The organism is Pseudomonas sp. TWI628, assembly GCF_039673865.1.
GTDB lineage: Bacteria > Pseudomonadota > Gammaproteobacteria > Pseudomonadales > Pseudomonadaceae > Aquipseudomonas.
In genome coordinates, this window is sequence record NZ_JBDJMM010000008.1 from 1 (window position 1) to 16,625 (window position 16,625).

A 16,625-nucleotide genomic window follows, 5' to 3' on the forward strand; every position below is an offset into this window, starting at 1 on the left:
GTGAGATCTCACCCGCCCTGTGCGCGGTAAACCCCCCCCCCCCGGGGCCCCCCCCCCCCCCGGTGGGGGGGGGGGTTATCCCCGCGAAGCGGCCGGCACTTACGACACAAGGCCAATTGCCAGCCTGCAGGCGGAACGAGTGTGTTACTAGGTATGTCTAGACTTACCTGTGACCCTTCAGGAGTAAACACACCATGACCTCAACCTATTACACCGGTGAAGAGCGCAGCAAACGCATCTTCGCCATCGTCGGTGCCTCTTCGGGCAACCTGGTGGAATGGTTCGACTTCTACGTCTATGCCTTCAGCGCGATCTACTTCGCCGCGTCCTTCTTCCCCTCCGACGACCCCACCGTGCAGTTGCTCAACACGGCTGGTGTATTTGCTGCAGGTTTCCTGATGCGTCCGATCGGTGGCTGGATCTTCGGCCGCCTGGCCGACCGCCATGGCCGCAAGAATTCCCTGATGATCTCGGTGCTGATGATGTGCTTCGGCTCCCTGATGATCGCCTGCCTGCCGACCTACTCGAGCATCGGCGCCTGGGCGCCGGCGCTGCTGCTGCTCGCGCGGCTGATCCAGGGCCTGTCGGTGGGGGGTGAGTACGGCACCACCGCGACCTACATGAGTGAAGTAGCCCTGCGCGGTCAACGCGGCTTCTTCGCGTCGTTCCAGTACGTGACCCTGATCGGTGGCCAGTTGCTGGCGGTGCTGGTGGTGGTAATCATGCAACAGCTGCTGACCGAGGAAGAGCTGCGTGGCTGGGGCTGGCGCATTCCGTTCGTGGTCGGCGCCATCGCCGCGCTGATCTCGCTGATGCTGCGCCGCTCGCTGCACGAGACCAGCAGCGCCGAAACCCGCAAGGACAAGGACGCCGGCACCATCAAGGGGCTGTTCCGCAACCACACCGCAGCGTTCATCACCGTGCTGGGCTACACCGCCGGTGGCTCGCTGATTTTCTACACCTTCACCACCTACATGCAGAAGTACCTGGTCAACACCGCAGGCATGAATGCGAAGACGGCCAGTTTCGTGATGACGGGAGCGCTGTTCCTGTACATGGTGATGCAGCCATTCTTCGGCATGCTCTCCGATCGCATCGGCCGGCGTAACTCGATGCTGCTGTTCGGCGCGCTGGGCACGATCTGCACCGTGCCGCTGCTGATGGCGCTGAAGACCGTGACCAGCCCGTTCATGGCCTTCGTGCTGATCACCCTGGCCCTGTGCATCGTCAGTTTCTACACCTCGATCAGTGGCCTGGTGAAAGCCGAGATGTTCCCGCCGCAGGTCCGTGCGCTGGGCGTGGGCCTGGCCTACGCGGTGGCCAACGCAGCGTTCGGTGGTTCGGCCGAATACGTCGCCCTGGGCCTGAAGACCCTGGGCATGGAAAACACCTTCTACTGGTACGTGACGGCCATGATGGCAATTGCCTTCCTGTTCAGCCTGCGCCTGCCGAAGCAGGCGCAATACCTGCACCACGATGATTAAGGACGTTGCATGAGCAACCAACTGTTCGACGCCTACTTCACCGCGCCGGCCATGCGCGACGTATTCTCCGACCGTGGCCGCCTGCAGGGCATGCTCGACTTCGAGGCCGCGCTGGCCCGTGCCGAGGCCGCTGCCGGCCTGGTGCCGCACAGTGCCGTGGCGGCCATCGAAGCGGCCTGCCAGGCCGAGCGCTATGACGTGCGCGCCCTGGCCGATGCCATCGCCACCGCCGGCAACTCGGCGATCCCGCTGGTCAAGGCGCTGGGCAAGGTAATCGCCAGTGGTGTGCCTGAAGCCGAACGCTACGTGCACCTGGGCGCTACCAGCCAGGATGCGATGGATACCGGGCTGGTCTTGCAGTTGCGCGCGGCACTGGACCTGGTCGAAGCAGACCTTGGCAAGCTGGCCGAGACCCTGGCGCGTCAGGCCCTGCAGCATGCCGACACGCCGCTGGTTGGCCGCACCTGGCTGCAACACGCCACGCCAGTGACCTTGGGCATGAAGCTGGCGGGTGTGCTCGGTGCATTGACCCGCCATCGCCAGCGCCTGCAGGAACTGCGCCCGCGTTTGCTGGTGCTGCAGTTTGGCGGTGCATCCGGCAGCCTGGCAGCCCTGGGTAGCAAAGCCATGCCGGTGGCAGAAGCGCTGGCCGAACAACTGCAGCTGAGCTTGCCCGAGCAACCTTGGCACACCCAGCGTGATCGCCTGGTGGAGTTCGCTTCGGTGCTGGGCCTGGTTGCCGGCAGCCTGGGCAAGTTCGGCCGTGATGTCAGCCTGCTGATGCAGACCGAAGCCGGTGAGGTGTTCGAGCCGTCCGCGCCGGGCAAGGGCGGTTCCTCGACCATGCCGCACAAGCGCAACCCGGTGGGCGCCGCCGTGCTGATCGGCGCTGCTACCCGCGTGCCGGGCCTGCTGTCGACGCTGTTCGCCGCCATGCCCCAGGAGCACGAGCGCAGCCTCGGCCTGTGGCATGCCGAATGGGAAACCTTGCCGGACATCTGCTGCCTGGTTTCTGGCGCCCTGCGCCAGGCCCAGGTGATCGCCGAAGGCATGGAAGTGGACGCCGAGCGCATGCGCCGCAACCTCGAGCTGACCCAGGGCCTGGTGCTGGCCGAGGCGGTCAGCATCGTGCTTGCCCAGCGCCTGGGCCGTGACCGTGCCCACCACTTGCTGGAGCAGTGCTGCCAGCGGGCCGTGGCCGAACAGCGCCATTTGCGCGCCGTACTGGGTGACGAGCCGCAGGTCAGTGCCGAACTGAGCGCGGAAGAACTCGACCGCCTGCTCGACCCTGCCCATTACCTCGGCCAGGCCCGCGTCTGGGTGGCGCGCGCCGTGGCTGAACATCAACGTTTGACTGCCTGAAGGAGACCGCTGTGGCGCACTTGCAACTGGCCGATGGCGTACTGAACTACCAACTCGACGGCCCGGCCGATGCTCCGGTGCTGGTCCTGTCCAACTCGCTGGGTACCGACCTTGGCATGTGGGACAGCCAGATCCCGCTGTGGAGCGAACACTTCCGCGTGTTGCGCTACGACACCCGTGGCCACGGCGCTTCGCAGGTCACTGAAGGCCCGTACAGCGTCGAGCAACTGGGCCAGGATGTACTGGCGCTGCTCGACGCGCTGGACATCCAGCACGCGCACTTCGTCGGCCTGTCCATGGGCGGCCTGATCGGCCAGTGGCTGGGTATTCATGCAGGCGCGCGCCTGCATAGCCTGACCCTGTGCAACACCGCCGCCAAAATTGCCAACGACGAGGTGTGGAACACCCGTATCGACACCGTGCTCAAGGGCGGCCAGCAAGCCATGGTCGACCTGCGCGATGCGTCCATCGCTCGCTGGTTCACCCCGGCGTTTGCCCAGCAGCAGCCGCAAGAGGCCCAGCGCATCTGCCAGATGCTGGCACAGACCAGCCCTGAAGGTTATGCCGCCAACTGCGCGGCCGTGCGTGACGCCGACTTCCGTGAGCAACTGGGCCGCATCCAGGTGGCCACACTGATCGTCGCCGGTACCGAAGACGTGGTCACCACGCCTGAGCATGGCCGCTTCATGCAGGCCGGTATCATCGGTGCCACCTACGCCGAGTTCCCGGCCGCGCACCTGTCCAACGTCGAGATCGGCGAGGCGTTCAGCCGCCGCGTGCTCGACTTCCTGCTGGCTCGCTGAGGAATTGGCCATGGATGAGAAACAACGTTACGACGCCGGCATGCAGGTTCGCCGCGCGGTACTGGGCGATGCCCATGTGGATCGCAGCCTGGAGAAGCTCAACGACTTCAACGGCGAATTCCAGGAAATGATCACCCGGCACGCCTGGGGTGACATCTGGACCCGCCCAGGCCTGCCGCGTCATACCCGCAGCCTGATCACCATCGCCATGTTGATCGGCATGAACCGCAACGACGAGCTCAAGCTGCACCTGCGCGCCGCGGCCAACAACGGCGTGACCCGTGACGAGATCAAGGAAGTGCTGATGCAGAGCGCGATCTATTGCGGCATCCCGGCAGCCAATGCCACCTTCCACCTGGCCGAGTCGGTGTGGGATGAGCTGGGCGTAGAGTCGCGGGGTTAAACCCCGCGTATGGCCACCGGCCCGGCATTGGCTTCCACGGCCTGTTTCAGTGCCGGGCACAGGCCCAACATGAACGCCGCTTCAGCCACCACGAACAGCGGGCCAATGATCAGCCCGCTGATATCGTCGACGAATGCCGGCTTGCGGCCTTCGTAATGATGCCCGACGAACTGGATGATCCAGCCCACCACGAACGCACCCAGCCCGGCGCTGAGCCACAGGCCAGTGGATTGCGTGGCCAGTGCCTGGCCGATCCACAGGCACAGGCCCAGCAACAGGCCCATGACCAGGCCGAAGCGCAGGTCCAGGCGCAGGTAGAACCGCACGGCAGCGGCTGCGGCGAGCAGGGCGGGGGATAACCAGATCCCTGCAACGTCCCAGCCGGGGCGCGACAGCAGCACAGTGACGGCTACCACGATCAGCGGAATGCCGACGAAGTGGGTGGTGATGTTGCGGGGGTCGCGGTGGTAGTTGGCGTATTGGCTCAGGTGTTCGACGAGGGTTTTCATTGTTGTTCCTCCCTGGGGGGCCGATGTCTCGATATAGCTGAGAATAGCCCGCAGCCACCACCATCATCAGTTCAGCGAATGGCAGCAGCGCGCATTGGCGCATCCAGCCCCACCAGGGTCTCGATCATTGCCCGTGCCGCCGGTGACAACCGGTAGCCGCTGCGGCTGACTACCCCGCAACGCACGCTCAGCACCTCCAGTGCCGGTGGCAGGTTGCGCCAGTGCAGGCGCACCAGGTGCCCGCTGGCGAGGTCGTCGGCCACGGCTTCTTCGCTGGCCGTACCCACGGCATCGCTGGCCAGCACCACGCTGCGCAACACCGCCAGATGCTCGGTCTGCAGGTGCGGGACGAAGTCGCTGCGCCCGCTCAGGTTGGCCAGGCGCTTGCGCACGCCGGGGGCGAGCAGGGCGCTGGCCAAGGGGTAGGCGAACAGGTCGTTGGTCGACAGGCTGTCCTTGGCCAGCAGCGGGTGGCCAGGGCGGCAGAAGAACAGCCCGGGGCGCGGGGTGAGCGGTTCGGTGTGGAAGTTGGGGTCGGCTTCGAAGGGGCGGATGTCGTCTACGAAGAACTCGATCTGCTCGCGGCGCAGGGCCTGGCCCAGGCGCTCGGCATTGTCCACCATCAGTGCCGTGCGGATACCGGGGTGGCTGGCAATGAAATGTTGCAGTGCTTGCGGGACCAGGCGCACGGCCAGGGCCGGGCCGCTGCCGAAATGCAGTTCACCCGCGTCGAGCTTGGTCATCTGCAGTACTTCGTTGCTCAGCTGAGTGGCGCCTTGCACCAGGCGGCGGGCGTGTTGGAGTACCACCAGGCCCTCGGGGGTAGGGGGCAGGGCTTTGCTGGCGCGGTCGACCAAGGGGCAGCCGAAGGTTTGTTCCAGGCCCTGGATGGCCCGACTGAAGGCGGGTTGGGTGATGCCCATGGCTTCGGCGGCGCGGACGAAACTGCGGTATTCGGTGAGGGCGATGAAGTAGCGCAGTTGGCGAAGGTCCATGTCGAGGCTCTGCGGTGGAACGGGGCTCAATTTAAGCGGTTGCTTAATATTCCGTCAAAGAAGGTTTATTGATTTGTTTATTTCTATTGGTTATTTGAAAGGGCTGCTGGCCTTTCGCCGATAAAACCGCGAAAGGCCAGCAGATTCAGAGAAGATTCAGCGGGTAGCTCACGATCAACCGGTTCTCATCGAACGAGTTGGTGCTGAAGTCCCGGCGCATGGTGGAGTTGCGCCACTTCACCGACAGGTCCTTGAAGGTGCCGGACTGGATCACATAGGCCAGTTCGCTTTCCCGCGCCCATTCCTTGCCGTCGGTCACGCCACCGGCGGTGACATTGTCGCCCTTGATGTAGCGGTTCATCAGGGTCAGGCCGGGAATGCCGACGCTGACGAAGTTGAAGTCGTGACGAACCTGCCAGGAGCGCTCCTTGGCATTGTCGAAGCTCGAGTTGTAGCTGTCGTTGGCCAGGGTGCCGCCACTGGTGCCGTTGACCCGCAGCCAGGCATTGTCACCGCTTACCTTCTGCAGGCCGACGTAGAAGGTGTTGCCCTTGTAGCGCGCCGACAGCATTGCCGAGGCGGTTTTGTTGTCCAGCTGGCCTGCGCGTTCCGCGCCGTCTTCCTTGCCCCAGAAGTAGCCCAGGTTGGCCCCCAGGGTCCATTCGCCCAACGGCTGGCTGTGCACCAGGTTGAGGTACTGCTGGCGGTAGATGTCCTTGAGCTGGGCGTCCCACAAGCCGATCATGGTGCGCTTGTCGTTGAAGGTGTATTCACCGCCGCCGAAGTTGAAGCGGTCCGAGGTGAAGGCCGCGCGGCCGTTGAGCGACATGTCCTCCATGCTGGCGTCGTTGCGCGGGCTGTTGCCGCGGAACTGGCCGGCATAGAGGGTCAGGCCTTCGATCTCTTTCGAGGTGAGCTGGCCACCACGGAAGGTCTGCGGCAGCGAGCGGCCGTCGTCAGAGCGCAGGATCGGCAGTACCGGCATCCATTCGCCGACTTTCAGTTCGGTCTGGGACAGCTTGGCTTTCAATGCCACGCCCAGGCGGCCGAAGTCATCGGCGGGGCGGCCGTCGTCATGTACCGGCAGCAGCTGGGTGTTGGTGGTGCCTTTGCCGCCATCGAGCTTGACCGAATACAGGCCCAGCACGTCTACGCCGAAGCCGACGGTGCCTTGGGTGAAACCGGAGCGGGCATCGAGGATGAAGCTCTGGGTCCATTCTTCGGCCTTGCCTTGCGGGTAGGCCGGGTCGACGAAGTTGCGGTTGATGTAGAAGTTGCGCAGGTTGAGGCTGGCCTTGGCGTCCTCCATGAACCCGCCATTATCGGCGGCGTATACAGGCAGGGCGCAGGAAATGGCCAACAGGCCGGGCAGCAGCTGGCGTGCGGGTTGTGAAGTGCTCATCTGTCGTAAATCTCTTGTTTTTATGGGCTGCCCGCTGCTCGGCAGGATGCGGCCTGCAGGTGCGGGTCTTTTGATGAACTTGCGAAGCGTTGCGTGGGGGATGGTGCGGGGCTGCGCGGGGGTGAGGCAATTCGCCGCAAACGGTTTTGGGCGATAATCGAACGCTATGTTCCGGTTGGTTAATTTTGCCCAAGAAAAAGCCCAGCGCGAGGCTGGGCTTGATGCTGTTGCCGGTTGATCAGCCCTTCGGCGTTTCCACCGAAGCCTGCTGGTTGGCCTGGCCAGTCTGCTCGTACCAGCCACCGCCGAGTGCCTTGTACAGGTTGACCTCGCTGGTCAGCTGCGAGAGGCGGTCGGTGATCAGCGACTGCTGCGACGAGTACAGGTTGCGCTGGGCATCGAGGAAGGTCAGGTTGCTGTCGATACCGATGCGGTAGCGGCGCTCGGCCAGGCGGTAGTAGTCCTGGTTCGCCTGCACCAGGTCGCGTTGCGCCTGCAGCTGCTCTTCGAAGGTCTTGCGCGCCGCCAGGCCATCGGAGACTTCCTGGAAGGCGGTCTGGATGGTCTTTTCGTACTTGGCGACGTTGATGTCCTTCTGGATCTTCGAGTAGTCCAGGCTGGCCTTCAGGCTGCCGGCGTTGAAGATCGGCAGGTTGATCTGCGGCTGGAACAGCCAGGTACCCTGGCCACCCGCGAACAGGTGACCCATGTCGGGGCTCAGGCTGCCGGCATTGGCGGTCAGGCTGATGCTCGGGAAGAACGCTGCACGGGCCGCGCCGATGTTGGCATTGGCGGCCTTGAGCAGGTGCTCGGCTTCCTGGATGTCCGGGCGACGCTGCAGAATCTCGGACGGCAGGCCGGCCGGCACTTCGGCCAACTGGTCGGCATTGAGCTCCAGCGGCTTGGCCAGGTCGGCCGGAATGCCGGTACCCAGCAGCACGGTCAGGCTGTTGACGTCCTGGGCAACCAGGCGCTGGTACTGCGAGTACTTGACCCGTGCGCCTTCCACGGCGGTGCGCGACTGGCTGACGTCGAGCGCCGAAGCCACACCGACTTCGTTGCTGCGACGGGTCAGGTTGTAGCTTTCCTCGTAGGTCTTGAGCGTCTCTTCGGTCAGCTTGAACAGGGCCTGGTCGGCCTGCCAGGTGTAGTAGGCGTTGGCCACGCTGGCGACCAGGGCGATCTGCGTGGAGCGGCGCGCCTGCTCGCTGGACAGGTAAGTTTCCAGGGCTTGTTCGGTCAGGCTGCGCACGCGGCCGAACAGGTCCAGCTCATAGGCACTGACGCCCAGGGTGGCCGAGTACTGGCTGGTGATGCTGGATTCACCGCTGGTCGACATGTTCGCCGGCACGCGCTGGCGGCTGCCGCTGGCGGTGGCCGACACTGCCGGGAACAGGTCGGCACGCTGGATGCGGTACTGGGCGCGGTAGGCGTCGATGTTCAACGCCGCCACACGCAGGTCGCGGTTGTTCACCAGCGAGGTCTGGATCAGCTGCTGCAGTGCCGGGTCATGGAAGAACTGGCGCCAGCCCTGTTCGGCGGCGGCCACCTCGGCCGACTGGGTCGGCGAGTACGCAGGGCCTTGCGGCCACTGCGCAGCCACCGGCGATTCCGGGGTCTGGTAATCAGGGATCAGCGAGCAGCCGCCGAGAATGAAAGCGGTTACCGCCAGGGACAACAAAGACTTGGTCATTGCCCAGCCTCATAACGTGGAGTTTCAGGGGTGGCGTCCTTTTCCGGCTCTTTGCTGCCGAACAGCGACGACACTGCGACGAAGAATAGCGGTACCCAGAAGATGGCCAGCACGGTCGCACTGATCATGCCGCCGATCACACCGGTGCCGATGGCGTGCTGGCTGCCGGCGCCGGCGCCGCTGGCGATGGTCAACGGTACCACGCCGAGGATGAACGCCAGCGAGGTCATGATGATCGGGCGCAGACGCATGCGGCACGCTTCGATGGCCGAGTCGTACAGGCTGCGGCCCTGTTCGTGCAGTTCCTTGGCGAATTCGACGATCAGGATCGCGTTCTTCGCCGCCAGGCCGATGGTGGTCAACAGGCCGACCAGGAAGTACACGTCGTTGGACAACCCGCGCAGGCTGGTGGCGATCAGTGCACCGATGATACCCAGCGGTACTACCAGCACCACGGCGATCGGGATCGACCAGCTTTCGTACAGGGCTGCCAGGCAGAGGAACACGAACAGTACCGAGAGGGCGAACAGCGCCGGCATCTGCGAGCCGGAGAGTTTTTCCTCGTAGGACATGCCGGTCCAGGAGAAGCCGATACCGGCTGGCAGTTCGCCGGCGATACGCTCGACTTCGGCCATGGCTTCACCGGTACTGTAGCCTGGCGCCGGGGCACCGAGGATTTCCATCGCTTCGACGCCGTTGTAACGCGACAGCTTCGGCGAACCGTAGCTCCACTCACCCTTGGCGAAGGAGGAGAACGGTACCATCTCGCCGGCGCCGTTGCGCACGTACCACTTCTGCAGGTCTTCCGGGCTCATCCGCGAGTTGGGTTCACCCTGGATGTACACCTTCTTGACCCGGCCACGGTCGATGAAGTCGTTGACGTAGCTGGCACCCAGGGCAATCGACAGGGTGTTGTTGATGTCGGCGATGGTCACGCCCAGGGCGCTGGCACGTTCGTCATCGATGGTCAGCTGGTACTGCGGTTCGTCGTTCAGGCCGTTCGGGCGCACCGCCATCAGCACCTTGCTCTGCGCGGCCTTGGCCAGGAACTGGTTGCGCGCTTCCATCAGCTTGGCATGGCCGACACCGGCGCGGTCCTGCAGGAACACGTCGAAGCCGGTGGCGTTACCCAGTTCGAGCACCGCCGGCGGGGCGAAGGCGAACACCATCGCATCGCGGAAGCTGAAGAAGTGCTGCTGGGCACGTTGCGACAGGTTGAACACGCTGTTCTCGGCCGAACGCTCACCCCACGGCTTGAGCATGATGAACGCCATGCCCGAGCTCTGGCCACGGCCAGCGAAGTTGAAGCCGTTGACGGTGAACACCGATGCCACGGTGTCGGATTCTTCCTTGAGCAGGTACTCACGCATCTGGTCGACCACTACCTGGGTACGCTCGGCACTGGAGCCGGCCGGCGTCTGCACCTGGGCGAACAGTACACCCTGGTCTTCTTCAGGCAGGAACGCGGTGGGGATGCGGGCAAACAGCCAGATCATGCCGACCACGATCAGCGCGTAGGCCAGCAGGAACGGCACCTTGTTGCGCAGGATCGCGCCGACGCTGCGTTCATAGCCGTTGACGCTGCGGTCGAAGTTGCGGTTGAACCAGCCGAAGAAGCCGCCTTTGGCGGTGTGGTGCTCGCCTTTCTTCAGCGGCTTGAGCATGGTTGCGCACAAGGCCGGGGTGAAGATCAGCGCCACCAGTACCGACAGGCCCATGGCCGAGACGATGGTGATGGAGAACTGCCGGTAGATCACACCGGTGGAGCCGCCGAAGAACGCCATGGGCAGCAGTACCGCCGACAGCACCAGGGCGATACCCACCAGGGCGCCCTGGATCTGCTCCATGGAGCGCTTGGTCGCCTCCTTGGGCGGCAGGCCTTCCTCGGACATCACCCGTTCGACGTTCTCCACCACGACGATGGCGTCGTCCACCAGCAAGCCGATGGCCAGGACCATGGCGAACATGGTCAGGGTGTTGATGCTGAAGCCCGCGGCGGCAAGGATGCCGAAGGTACCCAGCAACACCACCGGTACGGTCATGGTGGTGATGATGGTGGCGCGGAAGTTCTGCAGGAACAGGTACATCACCAGGAACACCAGGACCACGGCTTCGATCAGGGTGTGGATCACGCCGCTGATCGATTCGGTGACCACCGGGGTGGTGTCATACGGGAATACCGCTTTCACCCCAGGCGGGAAGAACGGTTCCAGGTCGGAAATGGTCTTGCGCAGGGCCTTGGCGGTGTCCAGGGCGTTGGCGCCGGTAGCCAGTTTTACCGCAAGGCCGGAAGCCGGCTTGCCGTTGAACTGTGCGCTGACCGCGTAGTTTTCACCGCCCAGGCCGACCTGGGCAACATCGCCCAGACGCACCTGCGAACCGTCGTTGTTGACCTTGAGCAGGATCTTCTCGAACTGCTCGGCGGTCTGCAGGCGGGTCTTGCCGATGATGGTGGCGTTCAGCTGGGTACCCGGCATGGCCGGCAGGCCGCCGAGCTGGCCGGAGGACACCTGCACGTTCTGCGCGGCAACCGCGGTCTTGACGTCGACCGGGGTCAGCTGGAACTTGTTCAGCTTGGCCGGATCGAGCCAGATACGCATGGCGTACTGCGCACCGAACACCTGGAAGTCACCCACACCGGCAGTCCGCGAAATCGGGTCCTGCATGTTGGAGACGATGTAGTTGGCCAGGTCGTCCTTGGTCATGCTGCCGTCTTCGGACACCAGGCCGATCACCAGCAGGAAGTTCTTCACTGCCTTGGTGACGCGGATACCTTGCTGCTGCACTTCCTGCGGCAGCAGCGGGGTGGCCAGGTTCAGCTTGTTCTGTACCTGGACCTGGGCGGTGTCAGGGTTGGTGCCCTGCTCGAAGGTGGCGGTAATGGTCATGCTGCCGTCGGAGTTACTTTCCGACGACACATAACGCAGGTTGTCGATACCGTTGAGCTGCTGCTCGATGACCTGCACCACGGTGTCCTGCACCGTCTGCGCCGAGGCGCCCGGGTAGGTCACGGCGATGGCGATGGCTGGCGGCGCAATGCTCGGGTACTGGTTGATCGGCAGCTTCAGGATCGACAAGGCGCCGACCAGCATGATCACCAAGGCGATCACCCAGGCGAAGATCGGGCGATCGATAAAGAACTTCGACATGGTTTACTCCGCTTTGGCGTCTGCTTTGGCCGCACTGGCCTGATCAGGTTTGCCTGGCTGCTTGACGTTGGTGGCGTCGCTGACCTTGACCTCGACACCTGGGCGCACGTACTGCAGGCCTTCGGTGATCAGGCGGTCGCCCGGGTTCAAGCCTTCCTCGATCAGCCAGTCGCTGCCCAGGGTACGGCTGGCCTTGAGCTGGCGCAGTTCGACCTTGTTCTCCTGGTTGACCACCAGTGCGGTCGGCGCGCCCTTGAGGTCGCGGGTCACGCCCTGCTGCGGGGCCAGGATGGCGTTGGCGTTGACCCCGGCCTTGAGCCGCGCATGCACGAACATGCCTGGCAGCAGGGTGTGATCGGGGTTGGGGAACAGCGCACGCAGGGTCACCGAACCGGTGGTCTCGTCGACCGCGACTTCGGAGAACTCCAGGCGGCCTTCCTGCTTCAGCAGGCTGCCGTCTTCCAGCACCAGCTGCACCGAGGCGGCGTTGTCGCCAGCTTTCTGCAGCTGGCCGCTTTCCAGGTCACGGCGCAGCTTGAGCAGCTCGGCAGTGGACTGGGTGACGTCGACGTAGATCGGGTCGAGCTGCTGGATAGTAGCCATGGCGTTGGTCTGGCCATTGTTCACCAGGGCCCCTTCGGTAACTGCGGAGCGCCCGATGCGGCCGCTGATCGGGGCGAGGACCTTGGTGTAGCGCAGGTCGATCTGCGCGCTTTTCAGCGAAGCTTCGGCCTGCAATCGTTTGGCACTGGCATCGTCGTATTCCTGTTTCGACACCGCCTGTTCGTTGACCAGCTGCTTGTAGCGCTCGGCCAGCGACTTGGTCGACTGCAGGTTGGCCTGGGCGTTGGCCAGGGTGGCTTCGTACACGGCCGGGTCGATCTGGTACAGCTGTTGGCCTTCCTTGACCTCGCTGCCTTCCTTGAACAGGCGCTTGAGGATGATGCCGTTGACCTGCGGGCGCACTTCGGCGATGCGGTAGGCGCTGGTGCGCCCCGGCAGTTCCGTGGTCAGGGTGAAGGGTTGCGGCTGGATGGTCACGACGCCGACCTGAGGAGCCTGCGCTGCGGGCGCGGCTTCTTCTTTCTTACAGCCACCTAGCAGGGTTGCCAGGGCGACGGCGGAAACCAGAGCGGTAACGGCTGGCTTGAATTGCATGAGGATCCTCGGGTCGCAAGAGCAGGGAGACGCTCAAGAGTAATGGAAGAGTCTTGTCAGAAAAAAACTATCCGGTGGATAAATAGCTTGCTAAGGAATATACTTACATTCATGGTTGTTTGTAAATACCGCTGGGTAGTACTTGGCTACTACCACAGCCCTTGATTAGCCCATCCGGGAGGCACCCTGCAGAGGTGACCCCGGCGGATTCCCCGCGAGCGCAGCGGGCCCAGATGAGGTTGTACTGCCATGGTCCGTCGAACCAAAGAAGAAGCCCAGGAAACCCGCGCCCAGATCATCGAGGCTGCGGAAAAGGCCTTCTACAAGCGCGGTGTTGCGCGAACCACCCTGGCCGACATCGCCGAACTGGCGGGCGTTACCCGGGGGGCGATCTACTGGCACTTCAACAACAAGGCGGAGCTGGTGCAGGCGCTGCTCGACAGCCTGCATGAAACGCATGACCACCTGGCGCGGGCCAGTGAAAGCGAAGACGAACTGGACCCGCTCGGCTGCATGCGCAAGCTGCTGCTGCAGGTGCTCAACGAGCTGGTGCTGGACGCCCGTACCCGGCGTATCAATGAAATCCTGCATCATAAGTGCGAGTTCACCGATGACATGTGTGACATTCGCCAGCAGCGCCAAGGCGCGGTGCTGGATTGCCATGAGGGCATCAAGCTGGCTTTCGCCAATGCCGTGCGCCGTGGCCAGCTACCTGCGGATATGGATATAGAACGAGCGGCCGTGGCTCTGTTCGCCTATGTCGATGGCCTGATCGGGCGCTGGTTGTTGCTGCCGGACAGTTTCGATCTGCTGCGCGACGCGGAAAAATGGGTCGACACAGGGCTGGATATGCTGCGCTTGAGCCCTGCGCTGCGCAAATGACACTTTGTTAAGGATTGTGAGGAAGTGTTTCCCTTGTGTATTAAGTGAGCATTAATACCTAACGGCGGCAGCTGCGCAGCCCTCAGCGGCCGCGCAATTGCCGGTCCGGCAGCGCCAGGGCTGCTAGCAGGCCCAGCAAGGCAATCCCCGCACTGCCCAGCAGCAGGTGACGGAACGTTTCCAGCAGCCGCAACTGCGTGTGCGGATCCGCTTCGCCCGCCTTCAGGCTCCCCAGCAGCGGGTTGCCCAGCAACTCGAAACCACCCTGTTGCAGCAGCGCCAGCAGCAGGCTGGACATGCACGCCACGCCCATGGCCCCGCCGAGCGAGCGGAACAGGTTGGTGGTGCTGGTGGCCACCCCGATATCCTTGCTGTCCACCGCGCTCTGTGTGCCCACCAGCGAGGTGGGGAACTGCAAACCACAGGCGATGCCGGTCAGCAGCATGAACACGGCACTGAGCAAGCCAGACTGCGGTGGGGTGATGGCCATGGCGAAGATCGCCACGGGCATCAGCACGGCGCCCGCCAGAATCTGTGGTTTGAAGCGCCCGGTGCGGCTGGTCATGCGGCCACCGGTGAAGGCGCCCAAGGGCAGGCCCATGGCCAGCGGCAGCAGGTGCAGCGCAGCGCTGTCGGCCCCGGCGCCGGTGATGCCCTGGTAGCGCAGCGGCATCAGCATGGTCAGCGAGATCGACTGGAAGCTGGCGAAGAAGATCACCCCCCAGCACAGCACAGCCACACGGTTGCCAAACAGGCCCATGGGCAGCAGCGGTTCCTGGCAGCGCCGCTCATGGCCGATGAACAGCGCCAGCCCGAGCACCGCGCAGGCGAACAGCGCCAGCACGGGTGGTGCGCTCCAGGGCTGCCCCTGGCCGACCAGGGTGATGCCCAGCAGCAAACTGCCCAGGCCGAGAATCAACAGCACGGCGCCGAGGTAATCCACCCGGGCCTGACGGTGCTGCACTGGCATGCCGGCCAAGGCGCGGCGGATCGCCCACAGCGCGACCAGGCCCAGCGGCAGGTTGATCCAGAACACCCAGCGCCAGGACAGGTACTCGGTCAGCCAGCCGCCGAGCACTGGCCCGGCCACGCTGGCCACGGCGTACATGCTGCTGAAATAGCCCTGGTAACGGCCGCGTTCACGCGGTGGCACGAAGTCGCCGATGATCGCCTGGCTCACCGACACCATGCCGCCGGCACCGATGCCTTGCAGCACGCGCGCCATGACCAGTTGCTGCATGTCCTGGGCCAGGGCGCAGGCGATCGAGGCCAGCGTGAACAGGCTGATGCCGGTGAGGATCATGCGCCGCCGGCCATACAGGTCGCCGAGCTTGCCGTAGATCGGCACGGCCACGGTCATCGCCACCATGTAGCCGGAAATCACCCAGGCCAGCAGGCCGACGTCATTGAACTGCGCCGAGATGGCCGGCAGGGAGACGGCGACGATGGTCTGGTCGAGGGCGCCGAGGAAGATCGCCAGCATCAGGGCGGTCAACACGTTGCGCAGGACGGTCGGGGGCAGGGCGGCAGTCACGGGGGCACCTTGTCTGGAAGGGTGACGCGAATAGCCGGATTGTAACCCGAGTTAGGTAGCTTCCTATGTACTATCTGCATCGCCTATGCAAGATCGGCATTGGCGCATTCATCCAGTGCTGCATGGCCGCGTGATATCGTTGGTATGCCACAGGGGCTGAAAGCCGCGGCCCGCACCAGCTTGGTGCAGCAATTTGCCGCAGGCTGGGTACGCCGCTGTCTCCCACACCTTTTATTCCTCTGCCTGCATGTCGAGCATGACCGCCCAGATGGCGACGGTTGGAACAGGTCAGGTAGACCCGATTCAGGGGTCGGTAGCAACCGTTCAATTTCTACATATATAAGCGGAGTGATCATGCCCAAGGCTTCCCATCAAGATCTGCGTTTTGCCTTCCGCGAGCTGCTCGCTTCAGGTTCCTGCTACCACACCGCCTCCGTGTTCGACCCGATGTCGGCGCGCATCGCTGCCGACCTGGGCTTCGAAGTCGGCATTCTCGGCGGTTCGGTGGCTTCGTTGCAGGTGCTGGCCGCACCGGACTTCGCCCTGATCACCTTGAGCGAGTTCGTCGAGCAGGCCACCCGCATTGGCCGCGTGGCGCAACTGCCGGTGCTTGCCGATGCCGACCACGGTTACGGCAATGCGCTCAACGTCATGCGCACGGTCATCGAGCTGGAGCGCGCCGGCGTGGCTGCGCTGACCATCGAAGACACCCTGTTGCCTGCCCAGTTCGGGCGCAAGTCCACTGACCTGATCTCGGTCGAAGAGGGCGTGGGCAAGATCCGTGCGGCCCTGGAAGCGCGCGTCGACTCCTCGCTGTCGATCATCGCCCGGACCAACGCCGGGGTGCTCACCACCGAAGAAATCATCGTCCGCACCCAGAGCTACCAGAAGGCTGGTGCCGACGGTATCTGCATGGTCGGGGTAAAAGACTTCGAGCAGCTGGAGCAGATTGCCGAGCACCTGACCGTGCCGCTGATGCTGGTGACCTACGCCAACCCCAACCTGCGCGACGACGAGCGCCTTGCTCGCCTGGGCGTGCGCATCGTGGTCGATGGCCATGCCGCTTACTTTGCCGCGATCAAGGCCACCTATGACTGCCTGCGCCTGCAGCGCGGCCAGCAGAACAAGTCCGAGAACCTCAGCGCCACCGAGCTCTCGCACACCTACACCCAGCCTGAGGACTACATCCGCTGGGCCAAGGAGTACATGAGCGTCGAGGAGTGATCGGCGTGGCGCCGCCCAACCAAAGGG

The 16,625-nt window shown here is 64.0% G+C and carries 13 protein-coding genes; 6 read left to right on the plus strand and 7 right to left on the minus strand.

Annotated features, from left to right (window positions below; all coding sequences use genetic code 11):
- Nucleotides 1–194: 194 nt before the first annotated feature.
- Genes ABE528_RS07875 through pcaC form a run of 4 tightly spaced genes read left to right on the plus strand, consistent with a single transcriptional unit; the run spans nt 195 to nt 4,052 of the window.
- Nucleotides 195–1,484 carry an MFS family transporter gene (locus tag ABE528_RS07875; protein ID WP_346652612.1) on the plus strand — a complete coding sequence of 430 codons (1,290 nt, stop codon included), beginning with the start codon at nt 195–197 and terminating at the stop codon, nt 1,482–1,484.
- Between the two features lie 9 nt (nt 1,485–1,493).
- Entirely contained in the window at nt 1,494–2,846 is a 1,353-nt protein-coding gene (locus tag ABE528_RS07880) for a 3-carboxy-cis,cis-muconate cycloisomerase (protein WP_346652613.1), read from the plus strand.
- 11 nt (nt 2,847–2,857) lie between these two features.
- On the plus strand, nt 2,858–3,649 hold the full coding sequence (gene pcaD, locus ABE528_RS07885; RefSeq protein ID WP_346652614.1) for a 3-oxoadipate enol-lactonase: 792 nt from the start codon (nt 2,858–2,860) through the stop codon (nt 3,647–3,649).
- Nucleotides 3,650–3,659: 10 nt separating this feature from the next.
- On the plus strand, nt 3,660–4,052 hold the full coding sequence (pcaC, locus tag ABE528_RS07890; RefSeq protein WP_028635111.1) for a 4-carboxymuconolactone decarboxylase: 393 nt from the start codon (nt 3,660–3,662) through the stop codon (nt 4,050–4,052).
- Here the strand turns inward: pcaC and ABE528_RS07895 are convergent.
- The 6 genes from ABE528_RS07895 to ttgA all read right to left on the minus strand — a co-directional run bounded on the left by ABE528_RS07895 (nt 4,049) and on the right by ttgA (nt 12,958).
- Nucleotides 4,049–4,561: an Mpo1-like protein gene (locus ABE528_RS07895; protein ID WP_152954657.1), complete on the minus strand. Its 513-nt coding sequence runs from the start codon at nt 4,559–4,561 to the stop codon at nt 4,049–4,051. The two genes, pcaC and ABE528_RS07895, sit on opposite strands and share 4 nt — an antisense overlap.
- Before the next feature lie 71 nt (nt 4,562–4,632).
- A complete protein-coding gene (locus tag ABE528_RS07900) occupies nt 4,633–5,556 on the minus strand; it encodes a LysR family transcriptional regulator (RefSeq protein ID WP_152954655.1) in 924 nt (307 codons plus the stop codon).
- A gap of 145 nt (nt 5,557–5,701) precedes the next feature.
- The gene (locus ABE528_RS07905; protein WP_152954653.1) at nt 5,702–6,958 is read right to left on the minus strand and encodes an OprD family porin; all 1,257 of its coding nucleotides are present in this window, start codon (nt 6,956–6,958) and stop codon (nt 5,702–5,704) included.
- A 238-nt stretch (nt 6,959–7,196) separates the two neighbouring features.
- Nucleotides 7,197–8,651 carry an AdeC/AdeK/OprM family multidrug efflux complex outer membrane factor gene (locus ABE528_RS07910; RefSeq protein WP_346652615.1) on the minus strand — a complete coding sequence of 485 codons (1,455 nt, stop codon included), beginning with the start codon at nt 8,649–8,651 and terminating at the stop codon, nt 7,197–7,199.
- Nucleotides 8,648–11,800 carry a multidrug efflux RND transporter permease subunit TtgB gene (gene ttgB, locus ABE528_RS07915; RefSeq protein ID WP_152954650.1) on the minus strand — a complete coding sequence of 1,051 codons (3,153 nt, stop codon included), beginning with the start codon at nt 11,798–11,800 and terminating at the stop codon, nt 8,648–8,650. The genes ABE528_RS07910 and ttgB overlap by 4 nt, the downstream gene beginning before the upstream one ends.
- Nucleotides 11,801–11,803: 3 nt before the next feature.
- Nucleotides 11,804–12,958, minus strand: coding sequence for a toluene efflux RND transporter periplasmic adaptor subunit TtgA (gene ttgA / locus ABE528_RS07920; protein WP_152954648.1), 1,155 nt, complete (start codon nt 12,956–12,958; stop codon nt 11,804–11,806).
- 249 nt (nt 12,959–13,207) lie between these two features.
- Here ttgA and ABE528_RS07925 point away from each other — a divergent pair, with 249 nt between their 5' ends.
- Nucleotides 13,208–13,840, plus strand: a complete 633-nt coding sequence (locus ABE528_RS07925; RefSeq protein WP_152954646.1) for a TetR family transcriptional regulator — start codon at nt 13,208–13,210, stop codon at nt 13,838–13,840.
- 82 nt (nt 13,841–13,922) lie between these two features.
- Here the strand turns inward: ABE528_RS07925 and ABE528_RS07930 are convergent, their stop codons facing one another.
- Nucleotides 13,923–15,374 carry an MDR family MFS transporter gene (locus tag ABE528_RS07930; protein ID WP_346652616.1) on the minus strand — a complete coding sequence of 484 codons (1,452 nt, stop codon included), beginning with the start codon at nt 15,372–15,374 and terminating at the stop codon, nt 13,923–13,925.
- Between the two features lie 354 nt (nt 15,375–15,728).
- Here ABE528_RS07930 and ABE528_RS07935 point away from each other — a divergent pair, with 354 nt between their 5' ends.
- Nucleotides 15,729–16,598, plus strand: a complete 870-nt coding sequence (locus ABE528_RS07935) for an oxaloacetate decarboxylase (RefSeq protein ID WP_027917915.1) — start codon at nt 15,729–15,731, stop codon at nt 16,596–16,598.
- The last annotated feature ends 27 nt before the right edge of the window (nt 16,599–16,625 follow it).

What these genes read in the sequence shown, in the direction of transcription:
- ABE528_RS07875 (WP_346652612.1), top strand. Translation starts at nt 195, where the DNA reads ATGACCTCAACCTATTACACCGGTGAAGAGCGCAGCAAACGCATCTTC.
- ABE528_RS07880 (WP_346652613.1), top strand. Translation starts at nt 1,494, where the DNA reads ATGAGCAACCAACTGTTCGACGCCTACTTCACCGCGCCGGCCATGCGC.
- pcaC (WP_028635111.1), top strand. Translation starts at nt 3,660, where the DNA reads ATGGATGAGAAACAACGTTACGACGCCGGCATGCAGGTTCGCCGCGCG.
- ABE528_RS07895 (WP_152954657.1), bottom strand. Translation starts at nt 4,561, where the DNA reads ATGAAAACCCTCGTCGAACACCTGAGCCAATACGCCAACTACCACCGC.
- ABE528_RS07900 (WP_152954655.1), bottom strand. Translation starts at nt 5,556, where the DNA reads ATGGACCTTCGCCAACTGCGCTACTTCATCGCCCTCACCGAATACCGC.
- ABE528_RS07905 (WP_152954653.1), bottom strand. Translation starts at nt 6,958, where the DNA reads ATGAGCACTTCACAACCCGCACGCCAGCTGCTGCCCGGCCTGTTGGCC.
- ABE528_RS07910 (WP_346652615.1), bottom strand. Translation starts at nt 8,651, where the DNA reads ATGACCAAGTCTTTGTTGTCCCTGGCGGTAACCGCTTTCATTCTCGGC.
- ttgB (WP_152954650.1), bottom strand. Translation starts at nt 11,800, where the DNA reads ATGTCGAAGTTCTTTATCGATCGCCCGATCTTCGCCTGGGTGATCGCC.
- ttgA (WP_152954648.1), bottom strand. Translation starts at nt 12,958, where the DNA reads ATGCAATTCAAGCCAGCCGTTACCGCTCTGGTTTCCGCCGTCGCCCTG.
- ABE528_RS07925 (WP_152954646.1), top strand. Translation starts at nt 13,208, where the DNA reads ATGGTCCGTCGAACCAAAGAAGAAGCCCAGGAAACCCGCGCCCAGATC.
- ABE528_RS07935 (WP_027917915.1), top strand. Translation starts at nt 15,729, where the DNA reads ATGCCCAAGGCTTCCCATCAAGATCTGCGTTTTGCCTTCCGCGAGCTG.